General features: G+C 63.5%; 22 protein-coding genes. 12 read left to right on the top strand and 10 right to left on the bottom strand.

The window, feature by feature from the left end; translation table 11 throughout:
- Positions 1-123: 123 nt before the first annotated feature.
- The 6 genes from ACN9M1_RS04995 to ACN9M1_RS04970 all read right to left on the bottom strand — a co-directional run bounded on the left by ACN9M1_RS04995 (position 124) and on the right by ACN9M1_RS04970 (position 7,008).
- Positions 124-1,665, bottom strand: coding sequence for a 2-isopropylmalate synthase (locus ACN9M1_RS04995; RefSeq protein WP_426397906.1), 1,542 nt, complete (start codon positions 1,663-1,665; stop codon positions 124-126).
- 319 nt (positions 1,666-1,984) lie between these two features.
- The gene (gene pssA / locus ACN9M1_RS04990) at positions 1,985-2,857 is read right to left on the bottom strand and encodes a CDP-diacylglycerol--serine O-phosphatidyltransferase (RefSeq protein ID WP_426397905.1); all 873 of its coding nucleotides are present in this window, start codon (positions 2,855-2,857) and stop codon (positions 1,985-1,987) included.
- Between the two features lie 13 nt (positions 2,858-2,870).
- Positions 2,871-3,518, bottom strand: coding sequence for a phosphatidylserine decarboxylase (locus ACN9M1_RS04985; RefSeq protein ID WP_426397903.1), 648 nt, complete (start codon positions 3,516-3,518; stop codon positions 2,871-2,873).
- Between the two features lie 149 nt (positions 3,519-3,667).
- Positions 3,668-4,684, bottom strand: coding sequence for a ketol-acid reductoisomerase (gene ilvC, locus ACN9M1_RS04980; protein WP_426397901.1), 1,017 nt, complete (start codon positions 4,682-4,684; stop codon positions 3,668-3,670).
- A gap of 75 nt (positions 4,685-4,759) precedes the next feature.
- Positions 4,760-5,251 carry an acetolactate synthase small subunit gene (gene ilvN / locus ACN9M1_RS04975; protein WP_426397899.1) on the bottom strand — a complete coding sequence of 164 codons (492 nt, stop codon included), beginning with the start codon at positions 5,249-5,251 and terminating at the stop codon, positions 4,760-4,762.
- A complete protein-coding gene (locus ACN9M1_RS04970) occupies positions 5,251-7,008 on the bottom strand; it encodes an acetolactate synthase 3 catalytic subunit (protein ID WP_426397897.1) in 1,758 nt (585 codons plus the stop codon). The genes ilvN and ACN9M1_RS04970 overlap by 1 nt, the downstream gene beginning before the upstream one ends.
- A 372-nt stretch (positions 7,009-7,380) precedes the next feature.
- Between ACN9M1_RS04970 and ACN9M1_RS04965 the strand changes: the two genes are divergently transcribed.
- From ACN9M1_RS04965 to ACN9M1_RS04915, 11 genes are all read left to right on the top strand, one after another.
- Positions 7,381-7,947: an RNA polymerase sigma factor gene (locus ACN9M1_RS04965; protein ID WP_426397896.1), complete on the top strand. Its 567-nt coding sequence runs from the start codon at positions 7,381-7,383 to the stop codon at positions 7,945-7,947.
- Positions 7,944-8,387 (top strand): DUF3619 family protein, encoded by a 444-nt coding sequence (locus ACN9M1_RS04960; protein ID WP_426397894.1) that lies wholly within the window; start codon positions 7,944-7,946, stop codon positions 8,385-8,387. The genes ACN9M1_RS04965 and ACN9M1_RS04960 overlap by 4 nt, the downstream gene beginning before the upstream one ends.
- An 11-nt stretch (positions 8,388-8,398) precedes the next feature.
- Positions 8,399-9,253: a DUF3106 domain-containing protein gene (locus ACN9M1_RS04955; protein WP_426397892.1), complete on the top strand. Its 855-nt coding sequence runs from the start codon at positions 8,399-8,401 to the stop codon at positions 9,251-9,253.
- A gap of 93 nt (positions 9,254-9,346) precedes the next feature.
- Positions 9,347-9,871 (top strand): RDD family protein, encoded by a 525-nt coding sequence (locus ACN9M1_RS04950; RefSeq protein ID WP_426397891.1) that lies wholly within the window; start codon positions 9,347-9,349, stop codon positions 9,869-9,871.
- A gap of 28 nt (positions 9,872-9,899) precedes the next feature.
- The gene (locus ACN9M1_RS04945) at positions 9,900-10,919 is read left to right on the top strand and encodes an esterase/lipase family protein (protein WP_426398802.1); all 1,020 of its coding nucleotides are present in this window, start codon (positions 9,900-9,902) and stop codon (positions 10,917-10,919) included.
- A 235-nt stretch (positions 10,920-11,154) separates the two neighbouring features.
- Positions 11,155-12,102, top strand: a complete 948-nt coding sequence (locus ACN9M1_RS04940) for a UDP-2,3-diacylglucosamine diphosphatase (protein WP_426397889.1) — start codon at positions 11,155-11,157, stop codon at positions 12,100-12,102.
- 119 nt (positions 12,103-12,221) lie between these two features.
- Positions 12,222-13,265, top strand: a complete 1,044-nt coding sequence (locus ACN9M1_RS04935; RefSeq protein ID WP_426398801.1) for a glycosyltransferase family 4 protein — start codon at positions 12,222-12,224, stop codon at positions 13,263-13,265.
- Between the two features lie 6 nt (positions 13,266-13,271).
- Positions 13,272-13,724 (top strand): diacylglycerol kinase, encoded by a 453-nt coding sequence (locus tag ACN9M1_RS04930; protein ID WP_426397887.1) that lies wholly within the window; start codon positions 13,272-13,274, stop codon positions 13,722-13,724.
- Between the two features lie 137 nt (positions 13,725-13,861).
- Positions 13,862-14,560 (top strand): TetR/AcrR family transcriptional regulator, encoded by a 699-nt coding sequence (locus ACN9M1_RS04925; RefSeq protein ID WP_426397885.1) that lies wholly within the window; start codon positions 13,862-13,864, stop codon positions 14,558-14,560.
- Entirely contained in the window at positions 14,557-15,141 is a 585-nt protein-coding gene (locus tag ACN9M1_RS04920; RefSeq protein WP_426397884.1) for a TIGR00730 family Rossman fold protein, read from the top strand. The genes ACN9M1_RS04925 and ACN9M1_RS04920 overlap by 4 nt, the downstream gene beginning before the upstream one ends.
- A 7-nt stretch (positions 15,142-15,148) precedes the next feature.
- The gene (locus ACN9M1_RS04915; protein ID WP_426398800.1) at positions 15,149-15,745 is read left to right on the top strand and encodes a LysE family translocator; all 597 of its coding nucleotides are present in this window, start codon (positions 15,149-15,151) and stop codon (positions 15,743-15,745) included.
- Positions 15,746-15,753: 8 nt separating this feature from the next.
- Here the strand turns inward: ACN9M1_RS04915 and ACN9M1_RS04910 are convergent, their stop codons facing one another.
- From ACN9M1_RS04910 to ACN9M1_RS04895, 4 genes are all read right to left on the bottom strand, one after another.
- Entirely contained in the window at positions 15,754-16,332 is a 579-nt protein-coding gene (locus ACN9M1_RS04910; RefSeq protein ID WP_426397883.1) for a DUF924 family protein, read from the bottom strand.
- A gap of 38 nt (positions 16,333-16,370) precedes the next feature.
- A complete protein-coding gene (locus tag ACN9M1_RS04905; RefSeq protein ID WP_426397881.1) occupies positions 16,371-16,775 on the bottom strand; it encodes a group II truncated hemoglobin in 405 nt (134 codons plus the stop codon).
- Positions 16,776-16,801: 26 nt separating this feature from the next.
- Positions 16,802-19,333, bottom strand: a complete 2,532-nt coding sequence (locus ACN9M1_RS04900) for an ABC transporter permease (RefSeq protein WP_426397879.1) — start codon at positions 19,331-19,333, stop codon at positions 16,802-16,804.
- A 70-nt stretch (positions 19,334-19,403) separates the two neighbouring features.
- On the bottom strand, positions 19,404-20,504 hold the full coding sequence (locus tag ACN9M1_RS04895; RefSeq protein ID WP_426397877.1) for a substrate-binding domain-containing protein: 1,101 nt from the start codon (positions 20,502-20,504) through the stop codon (positions 19,404-19,406).
- A 160-nt stretch (positions 20,505-20,664) separates the two neighbouring features.
- Here ACN9M1_RS04895 and ACN9M1_RS04890 point away from each other — a divergent pair, with 160 nt between their 5' ends.
- Entirely contained in the window at positions 20,665-21,501 is an 837-nt protein-coding gene (locus tag ACN9M1_RS04890; RefSeq protein WP_426397875.1) for a substrate-binding domain-containing protein, read from the top strand.
- The last annotated feature ends 8 nt before the right edge of the window (positions 21,502-21,509 follow it).

Below are 21,509 nucleotides of genomic sequence, written 5' to 3'. Positions count from 1 at the left end.
ACGCTCCTGGCGCGTCCGGTGCTGCTGCACCCGCTTCGCGTCGCGGTGGGTAACCGGCAGCGCGCTCTGTGGTGATCGTGTGGGGTCTGGGCTGACTCCTGCGTGTGTTGGCGAACCCCGCGATCAGATCTGCGGGTTGAGTTTTTCGCTGCTCTTGTCCTGCAGCTTGTTCAGCGCGGCCAGATAGGCCTTGGCAGATGCAGCCACGATGTCTGGATCGGTGCCCACGCCATTGACGATGCGGCCCGACTTGGACAGACGCACCGTCACCTCGCCCTGCGCCTGCGTGCCGGTGGTGATCGCATTGACGGAGTACAGAAGCTGTTCAGCGCCGCTGGCGACCTTGCTTTCGATAGCGTTGAGCGTGGCGTCGACCGGGCCATTGCCCTCCGCTTCGCCCGTCACTTCCTTGCCGTCGGCAACGAAAACGATGCGTGCGTGCGGGCGCTCACCGGTTTCCGAGCGCTGCGCCAGCGACACGAAGCGGAAGTGCTCGCCTTCGCTCTGCTGCGCTTCGTTCGAAACGATGGCAACGATGTCCTCATCGAAGATCTCGGCCTTCTGGTCGGCCAGTTCCTTGAAGCGCGTGAAGGCGGCGTTCAGTTCGGCTTCCGAATCCAGTTCGATACCCAGTTCCTGCAGGCGCTGCTTGAACGCGTTGCGGCCCGACAGCTTGCCGAGAACGATCTTGTTGGCCGTCCAGCCCACATCTTCGGCACGCATGATTTCATAGGTGTCACGCGCCTTGAGCACGCCATCCTGGTGGATGCCCGAAGCGTGCGCGAACGCATTGGCGCCCACCACGGCCTTGTTCGGCTGCACCACGAAACCGGTGATCTGCGAAACCAACTTGGAGGCCGGCACGATCTGCGTGGTGTCGACGCCGACGTCAAGATTGAAGTAGTCGCGGCGCGTCTTGACCGCCATCACCACTTCTTCGAGGCTGGTGTTACCGGCGCGCTCGCCCAGGCCGTTAATCGTGCATTCGATCTGGCGCGCGCCACCCAATTGAACAGCGGTCAACGAATTGGCAACGGCCATACCCAGATCGTCATGGCAATGCACCGACCAGATCGCCTTGTCCGAATTCGGGACGCGCTCGCGCACCGAGCGGATCAGCGCCGCGTAGCCTTCCGGCACCGCATAGCCCACCGTATCCGGCAGGTTGATGGTGGTCGCACCTTCGGCAATCACACCTTCCAGCACGCGGCAGAGGAAGTCCATGTCCGAACGGCTGCCGTCTTCCGGCGAGAACTCGATGTCGTCCGTGAACTGGCGCGCAAAGCGCACGGCCAGACGCGCCTGCTCATACACCTGATCCGGCGTCATGCGCAGCTTCTTCTCCATGTGCAGCGCCGACGTGGCGATGAACGTGTGGATACGGAACTGGCCAGCCGGCTTGAGCGCCTCGGCAGCGCGGGAAATATCGCGATCATTCGCACGAGCCAGCGAGCAGATACGCGAATCCTTGACCGACTGAGCAATCGCGCGGATCGCCTCGAAATCCCCATTGGAGCTGGCGGCAAAGCCGGCCTCGATCACGTCCACCTTGAGCCGCTCGAGCTGCTTGGCGATGCGGATCTTCTCTTCCTTGGTCATCGACGCACCGGGGGACTGCTCGCCGTCGCGCAAGGTGGTGTCGAAAATAATCAGTTTGTCGCTCATGGCGGCTCCTTGGTGGGGTGACGTTTTTGGCGTCAGTCTTGGTGGTGTCTCGAATATTTGGATTTTGGCGGCGCAGAATGCAAAACGCCCCGGCGTGCATGGTTGCAGGCCGGGGCGCTGTGAATCCTGGTTCGCGAAAACTTGGCTGTTTCTGCTTGCCTTGTCTTGCGATTTCCTACGCGCGTGTCCCGACCTGACGACCTAGTAGGCCATCAATCGAGACTAGCGTAATCAGAATGGAAATCGGGTGCGAAAGCATGCGAACGACTATAGACGAATTCAAAAATTGACGCAAGCGCACACTCGTGCCGCGCATCGATCACCCGTGTGCGTCATCCGTGGCCTGCTTCGGCACGCGCGGACTACCCTGTTGACCATGCAGCGTGCGCCAGCCCCACAGCAGGTAACCCGACACCGCGTAGCCGACAAACAGCCCGAACAGCGCCACCGGCGGGTCGCTCGAGACCACCACGAAGAGCACGAGCACCAGCACCATGACGCCAAACGGCACACGATGCCGCACATCGAGTGCCTTGCCGCTGTAGAACGGCGCATTCGAGACCATCGACAGTCCTGCGTACAGCGTCAGCCCGAAAGCCACCCACGGCATCCAAACCTCCTTGACGGGAAGCTTGTTATCGATTGCCAGCCAGACGAAGCCCGCGATGAGCGCTGCGGCAGCCGGGCTCGGCATGCCTTGGAAGAAGCGCTTATCGACCGAACCAATGTTCGTATTGAAGCGCGCCAGACGCAGCGCGGCGCCCGCGCAGTACACAAATGCAGCCAGCCAGCCCCACTTACCCAGGTCGCGCAGGATCCATTCGTACATCACCAGCGCTGGAGCAACGCCAAACGACACCATGTCCGAGAGCGAATCGAATTGCTCGCCAAACGCGCTTTGCGTATTGGTGATGCGGGCTACGCGACCGTCCATGCCATCCAGCACCATGGCCGCGAAAATGGCAATCGCAGCCGTCTCGAAGTTCAGGTTCATCGCCTGCACGATGGCGAAAAAGCCAGCGAACAGCGCAGCCGTCGTGAAGGCGTTGGGCAGCAGGTAAATGCCACGGCGGCGCGGGCGGATGACTTCCAGATCATCGTCCTCCGAGCGCGGCTGGTTGTGACGCAGCGGACGCAAATGCGTGACGTTGCTGGCGGTAAAACGCTTCTTGCGTCGGTTGAACGCGGGCATGGCGGCCTCCGGATCAGTCCAGCTCTGCAAGCACCGTGAGCGTGGCGGACACCTTTTCGCCGATCGTCACGCGCGGGCGCGCGGTCAGCGGCAGGTACACGTCGACGCGCGAACCGAAGCGGATGAAACCATAGCGCTGGCCACGCGCGAGCGTCTCGCCTGCCCTGGTATAGCAAAGGATACGCCGCGCAATCAAACCCGCGACTTGGACCGACGTGACGACCTGGCCGTCAACGCGACGCAGCACGACCGCGTTGCGCTCGTTTTCCAGCGACGCCTTGTCCAGATCGGCATTGACGAACTTGCCCGGGAAGTACTGCACTTGCTGCACCGTGCCATCCACCGGCGCGCGGTTCGAGTGCACGTTGAAGACGTTCATGAACACGCTGATCTTCAGCGCATCACGATCGGTGTACGGGTCACGCACCTGTTCGACGGCTACGATGCGGCCGTCTGCCGGCGAGAGGATCGCGTTGGCTTGCGTCGGCACGGCACGCGCAGGATCGCGGAAAAACTGCAGCACAAACAGCGTCAGCACCCAGAACGGCCACGCCCAGCCGAAGCCGGCGGCCATCTGCACGATAAGCGAGACGATGAAAATCCCGCCCAGATACGGCCAGCCCTCGCGGGCGATGATGGGATGCGGATACGTGTTGTTCAAATCAGACCTCGACAGCGTCTTGAAGGAAATGCGGCATTCTAGCCGACACGGGGCTGCACCAGCACTTGAAACGGTGGTAAATCCAGTCGATTCAGCATAAAAAAAGCCAGCCCGAAGGCTGGCTTTCTTCTCGCACAAGGTGCGGACGATCAGTTCTTCGACTGGTCGACCAGCTTGTTCTTGGCGATCCACGGCATCATCGCGCGCAGCTTGGCGCCAACTTGCTCGATCTGGTGCTCTTCGGTCAGGCGGCGGCGCGAGATCAGCGTCGGCTGGCCTGCCTTGTACTCCAGCAGGAAGCTCTTGGCATACTCGCCGGTCTGGATGTCCTTCAGGCATTGCTTCATGGCCTTCTTGGTCTCGTCCGTCACGACGCGCGGGCCAGTGACGTACTCGCCGTATTCGGCGTTGTTCGAGATCGAGTAGTTCATGTTGGCGATGCCGCCTTCATAGATCAGGTCGACGATCAGTTTCAGCTCGTGCAGGCACTCGAAGTACGCCATTTCCGGAGCGTAGCCGGCTTCCACCAGCGTCTCGAAACCGGCCTTGATCAGTTCGACCGTACCGCCGCACAGCACAGCTTGTTCGCCGAACAGGTCGGTTTCGGTTTCTTCGCGGAAGTTGGTCTCGATGATGCCGGCGCGGCCGCCGCCGTTGGCGGTGGCGTACGACAGGGCGATGTCACGTGCAGCGCCCGACTTGTCCTGGTGCACAGCGATCAGGTGCGGCACGCCGCCACCTTGGCTGTACGTGCCACGCACGGTGTGGCCCGGGGCCTTCGGGGCGATCATGATGACGTCCAGGTCAGCGCGCGGGATCACGGCACCGTAGTGCACGTTGAAGCCGTGAGCGAACGCCAGAGCGGCGCCTTGCTTGATGTTGCCGTGCACTTCGTTCTTGTACACGTCAGCGATCTGCTCGTCCGGCAGCAGGATCATGACAACGTCGGCTTCCTTCACCGCCTCGGCCACTTCCTTGACCTGCAGGCCGGCATTGACGGCCTTGTTCCACGACGCGCCGCCCTTGCGCAGACCGACCGTGACCTTCACGCCCGAGTCATTCAGGTTCAGGGCGTGGGCATGGCCTTGCGAGCCGTAGCCGATGATGGTGACGTTCTTGCCCTTGATCAGGGAGAGGTCGGCGTCCTTGTCGTAAAACACTTTCATGGTGATGTCCTAATTTTCAAATACTTCAATATCGATGGGGTCCGGCCGCATTTACACGCTGGTTCACGCGCCGGTTCAAACCTTCAGAATGCGCTCGCCGCGGCCGATGCCCGAGCCACCCGTGCGGACGGTCTCAAGAATGGCAGCGCGATCGATGGCATCGAGGAACGCGTCAAGCTTGCTGCCGTTGCCGGTCAGCTCAATCGTGTAAGTCTTCTCGGTCACGTCGATGACGCGGCCGCGGAAGATATCCGCCGTACGCTTCATCTCCTCGCGCTCCTTGCCGACTGCGCGCACCTTCACGAGCATCAGCTCGCGCTCGATGTGCGCACCTTCGGTCAGGTCGACGACCTTGACGACTTCCACCAGGCGGTTCAAGTGCTTGGTGATCTGCTCGATGATGTCGTCCGAACCAGTCGTGACGATTGTCATGCGCGACAGCGAGGCGTCTTCGGTCGGGGCGACCGTCAACGTCTCGATGTTGTAGCCGCGCGCCGAGAACAGGCCCACCACACGCGACAGCGCGCCCGGTTCGTTTTCCAGCAGGACAGAAATGATGTGGCGCATTACAGGTCCTCCGCGCCGAGCAGCATTTCAGAGATGCCCTTGCCTGCCTGGACCATCGGCCAGACGTTTTCGGTCGGGTCGGTCTGGAAGTCGAGGAACACGGTGCGATCCTTGAGTCGGAAGGCTTCGCGCAGCGCGGGCTCGACGTCGGATGTCTTTTCAACGCGCATGCCCACGTGGCCATACGCTTCGGCCAGCTTCACGAAGTCGGGCAATGCCTGCATGTAGGAGTGCGAGTAACGGTTGTCGTACTCGATTTCCTGCCATTGGCGGACCATGCCCAGGTAACCGTTGTTGAGCGAGCAGATCTTCACCGGGGTGTCGTACTGCAGGCAGGTCGACAGTTCCTGGATGCACATCTGGATCGAGCCTTCACCGGTGATGGTGACGACTTCCTTGTCCGGGAACGCCTTCTTGATGCCCATGGCGTACGGCAGACCCACGCCCATCGTGCCCAGGCCACCGGAGTTGATCCAGCGGCGCGGCTCGTTGAACTTGTAGAACTGCGCGGCCCACATCTGGTGCTGGCCAACGTCGGAGCAGATGAATGCGTCGCCGTTGGTCAGTTCCCAGATCTTCTCGACCACGTACTGCGGCTTGATGATCTCGGAGGTGCGGTCGTATTTCAGGCAATCGACGCTGCGCCACTGCTCGATCTGCTCCCACCACTTGGCCAGTGCCGCCTTGTTCGGCTTGGCTTCACCCGACTGGATCTGGGCGATCATCTCCTGCAGCACGTCCTTGACGTTGCCGACAATGGGGATGTCGACCTTCACTCGCTTGGAGATGGACGACGGATCGATGTCGATGTGGATGATCTTGCGCGGCTGCGACGTGAAGTGCGCCGGGCTGCCGATCACGCGATCGTCAAAGCGCGCGCCGATGGCGATCAGCACGTCGCAGTTCTGCATCGCCATGTTGGCTTCGTACGTGCCGTGCATGCCCAGCATGCCGACGAACTGCTTGCTGGTGCCGGGGAATGCGCCCAGGCCCATCAGCGTGTTCGTGACCGGATAACCCGTCAGTGCAGCCAGTTGGCGCAACTCTTCGCTGGCCTCGGCAAGCACCACGCCACCACCCGAATAGATGTACGGACGTTCGGCCTGCAGCAGCAGGCTCACCGCCTTGCGGATCTGTCCAGAGTGCCCCTTGTTGACGGGGTTGTACGAGCGCATCTCGATGGTTTTCGGATACTCGTACTTGCACATCTCGCGCGAAACATCCTTCGGGATATCCACCACCACCGGGCCCGGACGGCCGGTCGCGGCGATGTAGAACGCCTTCTTGATGGTCGAAGCGAGGTTGCGCACATCCTTGACCAGGAAGTTGTGCTTGACGATCGGTCGGGTGATGCCGACGGTGTCGCATTCCTGGAAGGCGTCCTGGCCGATGGCGTGCGTCGGCACGTTGCCGGTGATGATCACCATCGGGATCGAATCCAGGTAGGCGGTGGCGATGCCGGTCACGGCATTGGTCACGCCCGGGCCGGAGGTCACCAAGGCGACACCGACCTTGCCCGTGGCACGCGCATAGCCGTCAGCCGCATGGACTGCCGCCTGTTCATGGCGCACCAGGATGTGTTCGATCTTGTTTTGCTTGTAGAACGCGTCGTAGATATAGAGCACCGCGCCGCCGGGGTAACCCCAGACGAACTCGACGCCTTCTGCCGCGAGCGCATTGACGAGGATGTCAGACCCCATCATGTCGGCAGATGAACCGCTATTGGCGTGGGAAAATTCCGCGCTTGGCATATTCATGTCAGTCCTTTGCAATTTTCGGCAAAAAATTGTTTGGATGCTCTCTACCGGGCTTATGGCGCGGATTTGAGCGGTGCGCGTCTGCATGGATGGACCGCCTGATGGGCAGCCAGATGAGACAAACCACAGATATTGTGAACCGACGATGATACTGCAATGCCGCATGCCGGTCCAGCAGCGGCGCGATTCGCCCAGGAACGCGGCCCGCCAGACAGTTGGACTGTCCGCGGACCCGCATTTTTGCTAGCATCGCAACATTTTTGACGGTTCAGGCCGTCGTTGCCGTGCGGCGTTATGCTCACATTGCGTCACGCCGTGACATTGTGAAATTTCGCCAGACCGCCCCCCCCTTAGGATTCGCTCCGCCGTTGTATGGCCTCTGAACAGGAACTGTCGGCCTTCCTCATAAGCGTCGAAAAACGCGCCTTCAAGCAGGCAGTATTCGCGGTCCGCGATGATGACGCCGCGCTCGACATCGTGCAGGACGCGATGATCAAGCTGGCCGAGAAATACGGCGATAAGCCCGGTGCCGAACTGCCGCTGCTGTTCCAGCGCATTCTTCAAAACACGATCCACGACTGGTTTCGCCGCACCAAGGTGCGCAATACGTGGGTCAGCCTGTTCTCCAGCTTCCGCACGGACGCCGAGGGCGACGACACCGACCCCTTGGAGCTGATCGAAAGTGAAGCCGGCTCCACAGCGGCCGAAAGCAGCGCCGACAAGGTTGAACGCGCCCAAATGCTGGAAATTCTGGAGCGCGAGATCGAGAAGCTCCCGACGCGTCAACGGGAGGCCTTCCTGATGCGTTACTGGGAGGACATGGATGTTGCTGAAACGGCCCAGGCAATGGGCTGTTCCGAGGGGAGCGTAAAGACGCACTGCTCGCGGGCAACGCACGCCCTGGCCCAAGCGCTGAGGGCGCGAGGGATCCGACTATGAACAAGGTAGAACTCCGAGAACGCCGTTTTGCGCATGCCGTCCGCACCGCTCTGAATGAGTCGGCCGGACAGCTGCCGCCCGATGTGCGTGACCGCCTCGCTGCGGCGCGCCGGACAGCGCTCGCACATAAGAAAGCGGAAGCACCGCGCACGGTGCACTCGCCCGCCTTGGCCATGCCGGGGGGCGGCTCCGTCTCCTTCGACGCGGAGGGCGGCACGCCCTCGCCGCTCCACCGTGTTGGCGCCTTCCTGCGCCGCTTTGGGCTGCTGTGGCCGACCATCGCGCTGGTGGCTGGGTTGGCCGGCATCTATCAGTGGCAACAGCAGCAACGCGTGGACGAACTCGCCGAAGTCGATGCTGCGATGTTGCTCGATGATCTGCCGCTGGCCGCCTACGCCGATCAAGGCTTCCATCAGTATCTCGATAAACGCGATCAGTGAAAGGCTGATCGATGAGCAATTTGCACCGCACCCACGGCCAACCACCGCGAGGCGATCGGCTCCTGCGCCTGCGCGTCGGCTTCCTTGCGCTCCTTGGCGCAGCGGGGCTGCTCACGGCTGAGTTGGCGATAGGACAAATGCCTGCAGCATCGGCACCCGCGTCCGCGCCCAGCGTGACGGCCAGCGCGCCGCTGGCATTGCCGACGCCGCCTACGACGAATCCGCAACCGTCCATCCACCCGAACTGGTCAGAGTTGACCATCGTGCAGCAGCGTATCCTCGCGCCGCTGGCTCCGGAATGGAATGGCATGCCTGAACTCGCGCGCAAAAAGTGGCTGCAGATCACGCAGGCGTACCCAAAGTACACGCCCGCGCAGCAGCAGCGACTGCAGACACGCATGGCTGACTGGGTCAAGTTGACGCCAGAACAGCGTCACCGCGCCCGCGAAAACTTCCAGACCAGCAAGTCCGTTCCACTGCAGAAGAAAAGCGAGGCTTGGCAACGCTATCAGGAACTCCCGGAAGAGCAAAAGAAGGCGCTCGCCGCTGCGGCAAAGGCGCAGAAACGCCCGTCTGCAGTGACTGCCTTGCCGGGCAACGCAGTCCTCGCCAAGGATGCCGCCAAGGCGCTGCATCACGGCGCACGCACCAAGCCGGGCACGACCAAATCGGCGCCGAATCCGCTTGCGCCTGCCAAGTCCACGGGTACAGCGTCCGCACCGCCTGCAGCGCCGGCGCAGGCGCCGGCGGTTTCCGCGCCTCAGACGCCAGTCACGCCGATTGCGCCTGCACATCCGACGGCGTCACCGACCAACACGGAAGGGGACTCCGGCAACCCACCGCCGTCCACCGTGCTGGGCGGCTAAGCCCGGCACACCGTTTGGCATAATCCGATCACGCGCCGCGCACCTTCCGCCGGCGCATGATCGACAGCGCGACGCTTGCGCTCACCCGGTTCGATGCCCAATACCGCTCTCCCCACTTCGCCCGTTGGGGCGCATGACTCACTGGTCGCTCCCACGCTGCGCCGCCGCTTGGCTGCGATGCTCTACGAGGGGCTGCTGCTGTTTGGCGTGATGTTCGGCGCGACGGCGATCTTTCTACTGCTGCGCGCAATCGTGCCGCCGTTGGCGCGTACGGGCGATGTCGGCCTGCAAGTGTGGGGCTTCTTCGCGCTAGGTCTGTACTTCGTGGGGTTTTGGCGCAAGCGTGGTCAAACGCTCGCCATGCAGACGTGGCGGATGCGCGTGGTGAATGCGGATGGCTCGCGCATCTCGCTCGGGCGTGCCGTGGTGCGCTATGCGTTGGCGTGGATCTGGGTGGCAGTCGCTGTCGGCATCATTCACGTGAGCGGGGTTTCACGCTGGGCGGGCGCTGGCGTTGCGCTGGTCTGCGTGCTGGCGTGGGGTGCGTTGGCGTGGCTGGACCCGCAACGCCAGTTCCTGCATGACCGCCTGGCCGGTACGCGGCTGGTGCGCGACTGACGCCATCCTCATCGGCGACGGCCCTGCCATGACCCGCGCCGATCTCTCCGCTTCGTCCGTGCCCTTCGCTTCGCTGACGGCCGCCAATGCGCGACGCGTGGCCGTGGCGCTGCAATGTGCGGCAACGCTTACCGTGGGGTGGGCGGCGTATCGCTGGGGCGGTTTGGGATGGGCGGGGGCGGCCGCCGTTGCTGCGGTGGCGCTGGTGCTTGGCTATCTCATCTCCGTGGGCTGGGCCTTCGTCGTAACGCGAACCACGCTCGGTACGGCTATCCCAGATGACCCTGCATGGGACCGCATGCCCGTGCCGCACGAATTCCGGATTAGCGCAGCGGGCTTCATTGCCTGCTGGTTGCGCGAATGCGCATCGGTGGCGTGGATGTTCAACGTGCTGCAGCCGTTTCGGGCGCAAGCTGCGTTCGATATGCCAGCCAACGGCGGCAAGCGTGTGCCGGTGCTGATGATCCATGGCTATGGATGCAATCGCGCGGTGTGGTTGCCGCTGCAGAAGCACCTCGCGGCCGCCGGCCACCCGATCGATGCCATCGACCTGATGCCGCTGCTGGGCGACATTGACGGTTACGCGCGCGACATCGCGGGTGCGGTTGCACGTATGACCCGCGCGCACGGCTGCGCGCCAGTCCTGCTCTGTCACAGCATGGGTGGGCTCGCCGCGCGTGCGCTACTGCGGCAAGCACCGGACGGCTGCCAAGTCGCGCACGTCATCACGTTGGGAACGCCACATCGCGGTACGGCGATGGCGCGCTCGGGGCGCGGTCACAACGTCCGCCAGATGGCGTGGGCAAGCCCATGGTTGCGCCAGCTTGCGGCCTCTGAAACGCCTGCGGTGCGCGAACGCATCACGTCGATTTTTTCGTGGCACGACTCCATCGTCGGGCCGGCCGGCGCCTCGTGGCTGGAGGGCGCGCGGCATATTGCCTTTGCCGCGATCGGCCATGTGTCGTTGCTATGCGACGCCCGCGTGCGCGATGCCGTGCTGGCCGAACTCGCCCGCATCGACGGCCTCCAGCCGACCGCATCCGCTTAAAACGCGCGCCCGGCTTCGTTCTTGGCCGCAGGCCTTCTCGTCCTGCAGCAACCACGTCATGTGACGGTCATGTTTCTGACATGGCTTGTTCACGCAGCGATGGCGAAATCCGTCCAACGCAGCCACCGTTGCCGACATGGTCTTGCCTACTCGCTCAGGTTTTCTCCGCCGCCTTGCGCAACGCTTTCGCGCCGCTCCCCTCTCGGGTTCCGACTGGAACGCCTCACCGCCCCTGATGCAAATGGCTGCCGGACTTGCTGCCGCCGGCGCGCTGGGCTCAGCCTTACCGGCTGGTCGCGGCGATGTGCGAGAGCATGAGACGCCTGCTGCCGCACCCGCCACCGCCTTGGTGCCGGACCAACTGGCAGACAAGGACACCGACCCGCCCGCCGAGAAAATCCACCGCTACCGCACGATCTGGCTGTCGGACATCCACCTCGGCACGCCCGGTTGCCAGGCCGAATACCTGCTCGATTTCCTCAAGCACCACGAATCGGACACGCTGTACCTCGTTGGCGACATCGTCGACGGCTGGCAACTGCGTAAGGGCTGGTACTGGCCGCAGGCCCACAACGACGTGGTGCAGAAGGTGCTGCGCCGCGCGCGCAAGGGCACGCGTGTGGTGTTCATCCCCGGCAACCATGACGAGATGGCACGCCAGTTCCACGGGCTGAATTTCGGCGACATCGAAGTCGCGGAAGACGCGGTGCATGTCACCGCCACGGGCAAGCGCCTGTGGGTCGTGCACGGCGATCTGTTTGACGGTGTGATGCAGCACGCGCGCTGGCTGGCCTACGTGGGCGACACGCTCTACACCTTCATCCTGGCGATGAACCGGCACTTCAACCGCATCCGCGTGCGGCTGGGATTTCCGTACTGGTCGCTGTCGCAATACCTCAAGCACCAGGTCAAGAACGCGGTCAACTTCATCAACTCGTTCGAACGCGTGATGACCGACGAGGCGCGCCGACGCGGCTGCGACGGCGTGGTCTGCGGGCACATCCACAAGGCCGAGATCCGCGAGATCGACGGCCAGCTTTACTGCAACGACGGCGACTGGGTGGAGAGCCTCTCCGCGCTGGTCGAAACGATGGAAGGCGAACTGCAGATCGTTTATTGGACGCATCTGCTGGATGCGCCGCGCACTTCCCGCCGCGCACGCCGTGCCCTAGCAAACACCTAGGCCGCTGCCTGATGGAAACCCAAGCCCACATGACCAACACCAACATCGACCTCACGCAGCCCCAGCCCGCCGCCACTCAATCGACATCCGCCACACCGCAAGGAGAGCCCGTGAAAGTCATGATCGTCACCGATGCGTGGGAACCGCAAGTCAACGGCGTCGTCCGCACCCTGACCCAAACGCGCCGCGAGCTTGAGGCCATGGGCCACATCGTCGACATGATCACGCCGCTCGAATTCAAGACGGTGCCGTGCCCGACGTATCCGGAAATCCGCCTGTCGATCCTGCCGGCCAAGCGCGTGCGCGAGCGCATCGAGAAATTTGCCCCGCAGGCGCTGCATATCGCCACAGAGGGCCCGCTCGGGCTGGCTGCGCGCGCGTATGCGCTACGCCACAAGCTGCCCTATACGACGGCGTATCACACGCGCTTTCCGGAGTACGTGCAGGCGCGCTTTGGCATTCCGCTGGCGTGGACGTATCGCTTCCTGCGCTGGTTCCATAACCCTGCCCAGGCCGTGATGGCCCCGACGCCGGTGGTGCTGAAAGACCTCGCCGACTACGGCATCACCAATGGCGTGCTGTGGACGCGCGGCGTCGATCTCGACATTTTCACCGCCCAGCGCAGCAACGTCTTGAATACGGCGCACCCGATCTTCCTGTACGTCGGTCGCGTCGCCGTGGAGAAGAACGTCGAAGCCTTCCTGGAACTCGATCTGCCCGGTTCCAAATGGGTCGTCGGCGAAGGCCCGGCGCTGGCCGGCCTGAAAGCGAAGTATCCGAACGCCAACTATCTGGGCGTGCTGAAGCAGCCGGAACTGGCCAAGGTGTATGCGTCGGCGGATGTGTTCGTCTTCCCTAGCCGCACCGATACGTTTGGTCTCGTGCTGCTTGAAGCGCTGGCTAGCGGCCTGCCAGTCGCCGCATATCCGGTGACGGGCCCGATCGACGTGCTGGGCGATTCGCCAGCCGGCGCGCTGCGCGAAGACCTGCGCGAAGCCTGCCTGGAAGCGCTGCGCATCGACCGGACCACGGCGCGCGCGCACGCCGAGAAGTTCTCGTGGCGCGCGGCTTCGGAACAATTTCTCGCCCACCTGCGCCCGATGCCGGTCGTACAATCCAGCGATTCCAAGACTGTTCAACCGTCCACCGCCGCAGGTGGTTGACCCTGCATGAACCCCACTACCCCGCCGGAGCATCCGCCGGCACCCCCATCCGCGACCACGTATTCGCCCGCCGACAACCCGCACAAAGGCAATCGCGGCGTCACGCGGGCGTGGTTTGCGCTCAAGAACTCCATCAGCGGCATCCGTTTCGCCATTGATGAAGAAAGCGCGTTCCGCCAGGAGCTGACGCTGTGCGCCATCCTGCTGCCCTGCGCGTTCATCATCCCCGCGACCACGGTGGAGCGGATCCTGATGATCGGCACGCTGGTGCTGGTGCTGATTGTTGAGCTGCTCAATTCCAGCGTGGAGGCGGCGGTCGATCGCATCTCGCTGGAGCAGCATGGGTTGTCAAAGCGCGCCAAGGATTTCGGCAGCGCGGCGGTCATGCTGGCCCTGCTGCTGTGCGGCGGAACGTGGGTAGCGATCGCTTGGCCGTGGGTGGCGTCGCTATTGCGATAAAGAAGATCGGCGAGAAGGTCCCCGCCAACGTTTGGCAAGGTCTGCTGCGTCACACTTAGGCTCGTTGCGTGGGCACGATCTTTTATAATCCGGGCACACAACGCCACGGAGACAGGGCCACCGGCCTTGGCAGTTCAATGGAAACCAAGCAGCATTCCACCGGCCCACGCCGCACGCGCGATCGCATCCTTGAGGTGTCGCTGCGCCTGTTCAACGAGCTGGGCGAGCCCAACGTCACCACGACGACGATCGCCGAAGAGCTGGAAATCAGCCCGGGCAACCTGTACTACCACTTCCGCAACAAAGACGACATCATCAACTCGATCTTCGTGCAGTTCGAGCAGGAGATGAGCCGTCGCCTGAAGCTGCCGGATGATCACAAGGCCACGCTGGACGAAACCTGGGGCTATCTGCAGTACATGTCGGAGTTCATCTGGAACTACCGATTCCTGTACCGCGACATCAACGATCTGCTCGCGCGCAACCGGATGCTGGAGCTGAACTTCAAGCGCATCGTCGAGCAGAAGCGCCACTTTGCGATGGACATCTGCCACCAGTTCATTGAAGACGGCGAAATGGAAGCCACGCCCGAACAGGTGGATGTCATCTGCACCAACATGGTGGTGGTCGGCACCTACTGGCTGTCGTTCCAGTTTGTGCAGCACCCGCGCCAGTACAACGACCCGAACGCGATCCGCGACCACCTGCACGGGGCGAGCTATCACATCCTGTCCATCCTCGCGCCGTATCTGCGCGGCAAGCCGCGGCGGGCCTTTGATCTGCTGGCCGTCAGCCGCAGCAGCGATTTGCCGCCGGAAACCAACCCTGTCAAATGAAATCGATCTGCGTCTATTGCGGTTCCAGCCCCGGCGTGCGTCCGGAATACAAGGCCAACGCCATCGCGCTGGGCGAAGAAATGGTCAAACGCGGCCTCTCGCTGGTCTACGGTGGCGGCAACGTCGGCTTGATGGGCATCGTGGCCGATGCGGTGCTGCATGGCGGCAACCCGGTCGTCGGCATCATCCCTAAGTCGCTGGTGCGCAAGGAGGTCGGCCATAAAGAGCTGACCGAGCTGCACATCGTCGACAGCATGCACCAGCGCAAGCAGATGATGGCCGACCGCGCGGATGCCTTCATCGCCATGCCCGGCGGCGTGGGCACGTATGAAGAGCTGTTCGAAACCTTCACGTGGCTGCAGCTCGGCTACCACAACAAGCCGATCGGCCTGCTGAACGTGGCGGGCTTCTACGACAAGCTGCTGGCCTTCATCGACCATGCGGTGCAAGAGGGCTTCCTCAAGCGCCATCACGCCGACTTGCTGCACGTGAGCCAAGACCCGGCCGAGCTGATCGACATGCTGGCAAACGCGCCGCGCGAAACGGTCGACAAGTGGTCAGAGCGCCGTGAGCGCACCTAAGGCCGCTATGCAAGACACGTTGCTCAAGATGGCGCTGTATGTGTCGCTGGTGCTGATCGTGCCGGGGCCGACCAATACGCTGCTGCTGTCGTCCGGCCTCAAGGTCGGCGTGCGCCGGACCAGCCCGCTCATTGCGGCAGAAGCGCTCGGCTACGTGGTCGGCATTTCGCTCTGGGGATTCTTTCTCAGCGCAGTGTCGGCCAAGCAGCCTTGGCTACCGATGGCTGTCAAGCTGGTGAGCTCGGTCTACATCCTCTTTCTGGCCGCCAAGATCTGGCGACAGAGCGGCGCGCTGCAGCACGTCACCGCCAGCCCCGTAAGCCTGCGCGACATGTTCCTCACCACGGTGATGAACCCGAAAGCGCTGTTGTTTGCGAGCACGCTGTTTCCGCTGGAAGCGTTCCGGTCCGCCAGCTACTTTGGGTGGACGATCGGCGTATTCCTGACCGTGCTCGTGCCGATTGCGATTGGCTGGTCCTACCTGGGCGTACTGCTGACGGCACGGCGGACGTGGGCACCCCACACGCCCGTGCTGCTGCGTGGCGCCTCGCTGGTGCTGCTGATGTTTTCCGGCACGCTCATGTATTCAGTGCTCGGCCACTGAGCCACCCGCTAGAACGACGAGCCCGGCTGCGCAAGAAACGTCACCTCTTCCGGCGTGGACACGCGCCCGAGCGCAGCATTGCGATGGGGGAAGCGCCCAAAGCGCGCGATGATCTCGCGGTGCTTCTCCGCCCAAATGAGCGAATCGGCATCGCCGTCCTGATCACGCAGGCGCGTGTAGAGACGAATCGACTCGTCCTGCATGGCCAACGCCTCGCTGTGCTCGAACGGCAGATAGCAGAACACGCGATGATGGCGCGTCGGCAGTTTGGCGTCCCAGCCGGCTGCCACGACGATCTGCGCGGTATGCAACGCTGCGGCATCACTGGCGAAGGCGCGCGCGGTGTCGCGAAACATATTGCGCGAGAACTGATCGAGCACCACGATGCGCGCGATGGCCTCCTGCGGCGTGTCCATCCACGTATCCGCGTTGCCCGTGGCAAGCGCTTCCCACAGCGGCAGGAAGCGCGCGCGGATCTCCGCATCAAACGCGTCGGACTTGGTGAACCACTCCGGCCGCGCGTCGACCAGCGGCGCATTGCCAAACCAGAACGCGAGCACGTCGTCTGCGGTGGGCAAACCGATCATCGGGGTCTCCTCAGCTTTCTTTTTGTGATGTGTGCGCTTTAGCGCGGCACATTGCGCATCCAGTCGGCGGTCTGCCAGAAGGCTTGCATCAGGCGCATCTGCAACGCTTCGTCCAGGCCGAGGTCTTGCATGGCCAGCGCCATGCACCGCATCCATTGATCGCGTTCCTGCGTGCCGATCTCAAACGGCAAATGGCGCGCGCGCAAACGCGGATGGCCAAAGCGTTCGATGAAATGGTTCGGGCCACCGAGCCAGCCGCACAAGAACCAGAAGAGTTTGTCACGCGAGCCATCGAGGCTTGGCGGATGCAGCGCGCGCAGCACGGCAAACTCGGGCTCGAGGTCCATCAGGTCGTAGAAGCGATCGACGAGCTCGCGCACGCGCGCCTCTCCGCCGATCAGGTCGAAGGCCAGGGTTTCCTGGCCGGTAGTTTCATCAGTCATACAGCGTCATTCACATCAAGAGACGATCAAGCATCGCGCAGCGTTGCCATGGCTGGGCGGCGCAGCACGTCACGCAGGCCAAGCCAGCCGCCAACAAAGGCGCACAGCATGCCGCCCACGATGCCCACCGGCAAGATCGCCGGGTTGAAACGATACGGAAAATCGAACACATACGCCGACAGCACCCAGCCGATGGCGATGGCGCCCACGCCCGCCATCAGCCCGGCCAGGCCGCCAACGATCAACACCTCGGCGTACTGCGTCTGGCGCACCACGCCGGAGCCCGCGCCCAGTGCACGCAGCACGCCGGCATCGCGCAAGCGCTCGTCACGCGAGCCGGACAGGGCTGCATACAGCACCAGCACGCCCGCCGCCAACGTGAACACGAACAGGAACTCCACCGCTGCTGTCACTTGGTCGAGCACACCCTGCACCTGTCGCAGGATCAGTTCGGTATCCACTACCGTCAGGTTCGGAAATTCGCGTACGAGCTTGGCCGGCAGATCAGCCCGACCGGCAGGAATGCGAAATGCCGTCACATACGTCTGCGGCATATCGTGCAACGCCACGGGCGGCAGAATCACGAAGAAGTTCACGCGCATCGAGCTCCAGTCAAGCTTGCGCAGCGACGTGATGGGCGCATCCACAGTCTGCCCGCCGACATCGAAACGCAGCACATCGCCCAGGTGCAGGTTCAGCGTCTTGGCGATGCCCTCTTCCACCGATGCCTCGGGCTTCTGCCCGCTGAACCATTGGCCCGCGACGATGCGGTTTTCCGGCGGCTGCGCAGTTGCGTAAGAGAGGTTGAATTCGCGCTCGACCAGGTTGCGGGCGCGCGATTCGGCATAGGTCTGACGGTCGATGGTCTGGCCATTCAACTGGGTTAGCCGGCCGCGCACCATCGGGTACAGCTTCGGCTCGGCTACACCTGCCTGCGCCAGTGCTTGCGATACCGCTTCCATCTGGTCGGGCTGGATATTGATGATGAAACGATTAGGCGCGTTAGCCGGCGTGGCGTTGTGCCACGAGCGGATCAGGTCATTGCGCGTCATAGCCAGCAACAGCAGCGCCATCAGGCCAACGGCCAGCGCCACGGTTTGCAGCACGCTCACGCTGCGCCGGCGCTCCAGCACCGCCAGCGCAAAACGCCAGCCCACGCCAAGCGCCCGACCACGCCCCAGCGACACCGCCAGCGCACGCAACCCGCCTGCCGCCAGCAACGCGAACACGACGATGGCGCCGGCAAACCCGGCCGCCGTCAGCGCACCGAGCTTCACATCCCGCGCGGACACCACAAGCAGCGCAAAGAACGCTGCGGCCCCTAGCGCATAGCCGACCCACGACGCGACAGCGCGCTCGGCCACATCACGGCGCAGCACGCGCAACGGCGCCACACGCACCAGCGTCAGCAGCGGCGGCACGGCAAACCCCACCAGCAGCACCAGCCCGGCCGTGACGCCAACGACCGCCGGCCAAATGGACGGCATCGGCAGCGTTACCGTCACCAGATCGCCCAGCGACGCCAGCAGCAGCCAGTGTGCGCCATAGCCCAGCGCGACCCCCACCGCGGAGCCCAGCACGCCGATCAGCAGGAACTCCAACGCAAACGTCCAGAGAATCTGGCCCTGCTTAAGCCCCAGGCACTTGATGACCGCCACCGCATCGGTGTGCCGCGCCGTATAGCGGCGCGCGGCCATGGTGATGGCGACTGCCGCAATCATCGCGGCGAGCAGCGCAACGAGCGAAAGGAAACGCTCGGCACGGTCCAGCGTTTCGCGCATCTGCGGCTGGCCGTTCTGCAAGGATTCGATGCGCACGCCACGCAGCTGACGCGTCTTCAGTTCGTTCTCCGCCCAGGCGTGGAAGGCATTCGCCGCCGCATCCGGCCCCGCCACCAGCAGGCGATACGTGATGCGGCTGCCATAGGTGACGAGGCCGGTGGAGGCCAGATCGGCCATCGGCAGCATCACGCGCGGCGCGAAGTTCATAAAGCCCGCACCACGGTCCAGTTCCTGCGTGATGACGTGGGCGATCTTGAATGTGCGCGTGCCCAGGCGGATGGCGTCGCCCACACGCACGCCCAGCGCTTCAAGCAGCGGCGCGTCGACCCACACCGTGCCGGGTGCAGGAATGGCGTGGATGGCAGCGCCAATCGCATCACGCCCGTCGCTCACCTTGACGGCACCACGCAGCGGGTAGCCCGGCGCAACAGCCTTGACCGCCGCCAGTTGCGACGCGGGCTCACCGGAAGATCCGTTCGTCAACGTGGTCGCCATGCTGGGAAACGCCGCAGTGTGCGTGACCTGCAGGCCGCTGGCGCGCGCATGCGCTTCGATATCCGCAGGCAGCGGCTGATCCGACACCACGAGCACATCGGCACCGATCAACTGTCGCGCGTCGCGCTCCAGGCCGGCATGCATGCGATCGGCCAGGAAGCTGACGGACGCCAGCGCGGCCACCGCCAACACCAGCGCAATGAGCAGCAGGTTCAGCTCACCCGCGCGCCAGTCGCGGCGCAACATGCGCAGGGCTTGGGTCCAGACGGAAAAACGTGACATGGGCAGAACACGGACGGGGCGCAGAGCGCTTCGACGTCAATTAGGCAGACCCCGCCATGTTCGCATGACTTCAGCGCGCGAGCGCGGGCGCCTCCTCGGCATGCCAGGGCAGCGCCTGGTCTGCGGTGAGCAGCGCCACCTGCTCGGGGGCGCGATAGCCCGCCAGATGACTCAGGCCCGTACGGAAACCGGCCTCGCCGATGCGCTCCATCAGCTCGCGCACCCAGGGACTGAGCGCGTCATTGCGGCGCACCGCCAGGTAGTACGTTTCGCGCGTCAGCGGGACGAAGTGCAGGCCATGGGCCTCGGCCCCTGGGCGCAGGCCGAAGCCGATGTCCGCGCGGCCTTCCTGCACGGCCACGGCAATCTTGTCGCTGGAGAATTCCTGCTCGTCGTACCCATTGATCTGGTCTGGGTACAACCCCGTCGCCACCAGCAACTGATCAAACAGCAGCCGTGTACCCGAACTGCGCTGCCGGTTGATAAAGCGCGCTTGCGTGCGCGCCAGATCGGCCAGCGACTGCACGCGCCCGGCCCATTCCGGCGACATCATCAAACCCTGCTCGCGGTCAGCCAGTGCGATCAGGCGCACGGCCGTCGGGCGTAACCACTTGCGCAAGGTCTGGTGCGCGATCGACCCCGCACCCTGCTGCGGCGCCACATAGAAACCTGCCACCTCGCATTGCTTTTCCTGCAGACAGATCAGGCCTTCGACCGCGCCGCAGAACACCGTATCGAGCTGCGCGCCGTGGCTTTCGTGGGCAAACGACTGCGCCAGCACTTCCACCGCCGGGTCATGACTGCCGGAAAAGCGGATGCGCGTCTGCGATTGCGAGGCGTCTTCCAGTTCCGACAGAAACTGGTTCATGGCCTGACGCACGGCTGGGTCAAGCTGCTCACGCAGGCGCATTTCGGCGCGCAGCATGCGCTCGCCAAACAGCGTGAGCGACGCGCCACGGCCGCGCTCCATATCGAGCAGCGAGCGCCCCAGCATCTCCTCCCACGCGCGCATCACCCCCCAGGCGTGCCGGTACGACAACCCCACCTGTTTGGCCGCCCGATGCAACGACCCCGTCTCGCGCACCGCCCGCAGCAACTGGAAGACCTTGCCATTAGCACGCGGGTTGTCATCCGGCCCGACCACCGGAAATACCTCGAACTGGAATGTCATTATGTTTATGGTTTCCTATTTACTTCGGTCCGGCTCCCGGAGAACAATCCCGTCGTCTCTCCGGGGCGGGTGAATCGTGGCCGCCGACTGCCCCCGCGGCTGCCGCCATCATGCAGCATCCGACATAAAGCGTCCACGGCCCTCATATTGACCACACAACATGTCCGGATTGCTCAAGGCGTTTCGGTGGTTTACCCCCACGTTCGCGGCACTCGCATTTAGTACGACTGCATATGCTGGCGATCTCCGCATGGCCACGACCACCAGCACCGAAAACTCAGGCTTGTTGAAAGTGCTGCTGCCCAAATTTGAAGCCGCGACCGGCGTCCATGTGCAAGTGATTGCCGTTGGCACCGGCAAAGCGGTGAAGCTGGGGGAATCGGGGGATGTGGATGTGGTGCTCGTGCACGCGCGGCAATTGGAGGACGCCTTCGTCGCTTCCGGCGGCGGCATCGACCGGCGCGACGTGATGTACAACGACTTCATCCTCGTCGGGCCTACGGAAGACCCCGCTCGCCTGCGTGGTCAGAAAGACGTCATCCAGGGCATGGCGCGCATTGCCAGCACGGGGGCCAAGTTCATCTCGCGCGGTGACAACTCTGGCACCGACGTCATGGAAAAGGCCTACTGGAAAGCCGCCAACATCGACCCGAAAGGCAAGCCCTGGTATGTGAGCGCCGGCCTGGGGATGGGCGAAGTGCTGAACATGGCCGCACAGATGAACGCCTACACACTGTCCGACCGCGCCACCTACGGCGCCTACCGTGCCAAGACCGGGCTCGATATTGTGCTGGCCGGCGACACGCGCATGTTCAATCCGTACGGCATCATCGCCGTCAATCCGAAGAAATATCCGACGACCAACTACACGGATGCGACCAAACTGATCGAGTGGATCACCTCACCCGCCGGCCAACAGGCGATTGCCGATTTCAAGGTGAACGGGGAACAGGTGTTCTTCCCCGATTACGGCAAGACCGTCGCAAGCGGAAAGTAAGCTTCCGC

Source organism: Ralstonia sp. R-29 (assembly GCF_049913345.1).
Lineage (GTDB): Bacteria > Pseudomonadota > Gammaproteobacteria > Burkholderiales > Burkholderiaceae > Ralstonia.
This window is presented reverse-complemented; position numbering and strand designations above follow the sequence as displayed.

Coding starts and splice junctions, on each gene's coding strand:
- ACN9M1_RS04995 (WP_426397906.1), bottom strand. CDS start 1,665: ATGAGCGACAAACTGATTATTTTCGACACCACCTTGCGCGACGGCGAG.
- pssA (WP_426397905.1), bottom strand. CDS start 2,857: ATGCCCGCGTTCAACCGACGCAAGAAGCGTTTTACCGCCAGCAACGTC.
- ilvC (WP_426397901.1), bottom strand. CDS start 4,684: ATGAAAGTGTTTTACGACAAGGACGCCGACCTCTCCCTGATCAAGGGC.
- ilvN (WP_426397899.1), bottom strand. CDS start 5,251: ATGCGCCACATCATTTCTGTCCTGCTGGAAAACGAACCGGGCGCGCTG.
- ACN9M1_RS04970 (WP_426397897.1), bottom strand. CDS start 7,008: ATGAATATGCCAAGCGCGGAATTTTCCCACGCCAATAGCGGTTCATCT.
- ACN9M1_RS04965 (WP_426397896.1), top strand. CDS start 7,381: ATGGCCTCTGAACAGGAACTGTCGGCCTTCCTCATAAGCGTCGAAAAA.
- ACN9M1_RS04960 (WP_426397894.1), top strand. CDS start 7,944: ATGAACAAGGTAGAACTCCGAGAACGCCGTTTTGCGCATGCCGTCCGC.
- ACN9M1_RS04955 (WP_426397892.1), top strand. CDS start 8,399: ATGAGCAATTTGCACCGCACCCACGGCCAACCACCGCGAGGCGATCGG.
- ACN9M1_RS04950 (WP_426397891.1), top strand. CDS start 9,347: ATGCCCAATACCGCTCTCCCCACTTCGCCCGTTGGGGCGCATGACTCA.
- ACN9M1_RS04945 (WP_426398802.1), top strand. CDS start 9,900: ATGACCCGCGCCGATCTCTCCGCTTCGTCCGTGCCCTTCGCTTCGCTG.
- ACN9M1_RS04940 (WP_426397889.1), top strand. CDS start 11,155: ATGCAAATGGCTGCCGGACTTGCTGCCGCCGGCGCGCTGGGCTCAGCC.
- ACN9M1_RS04935 (WP_426398801.1), top strand. CDS start 12,222: ATGATCGTCACCGATGCGTGGGAACCGCAAGTCAACGGCGTCGTCCGC.
- ACN9M1_RS04930 (WP_426397887.1), top strand. CDS start 13,272: ATGAACCCCACTACCCCGCCGGAGCATCCGCCGGCACCCCCATCCGCG.
- ACN9M1_RS04925 (WP_426397885.1), top strand. CDS start 13,862: ATGGAAACCAAGCAGCATTCCACCGGCCCACGCCGCACGCGCGATCGC.
- ACN9M1_RS04920 (WP_426397884.1), top strand. CDS start 14,557: ATGAAATCGATCTGCGTCTATTGCGGTTCCAGCCCCGGCGTGCGTCCG.
- ACN9M1_RS04915 (WP_426398800.1), top strand. CDS start 15,149: ATGCAAGACACGTTGCTCAAGATGGCGCTGTATGTGTCGCTGGTGCTG.
- ACN9M1_RS04910 (WP_426397883.1), bottom strand. CDS start 16,332: ATGATCGGTTTGCCCACCGCAGACGACGTGCTCGCGTTCTGGTTTGGC.
- ACN9M1_RS04905 (WP_426397881.1), bottom strand. CDS start 16,775: ATGACTGATGAAACTACCGGCCAGGAAACCCTGGCCTTCGACCTGATC.
- ACN9M1_RS04900 (WP_426397879.1), bottom strand. CDS start 19,333: ATGTCACGTTTTTCCGTCTGGACCCAAGCCCTGCGCATGTTGCGCCGC.
- ACN9M1_RS04895 (WP_426397877.1), bottom strand. CDS start 20,504: ATGACATTCCAGTTCGAGGTATTTCCGGTGGTCGGGCCGGATGACAAC.
- ACN9M1_RS04890 (WP_426397875.1), top strand. CDS start 20,665: ATGTCCGGATTGCTCAAGGCGTTTCGGTGGTTTACCCCCACGTTCGCG.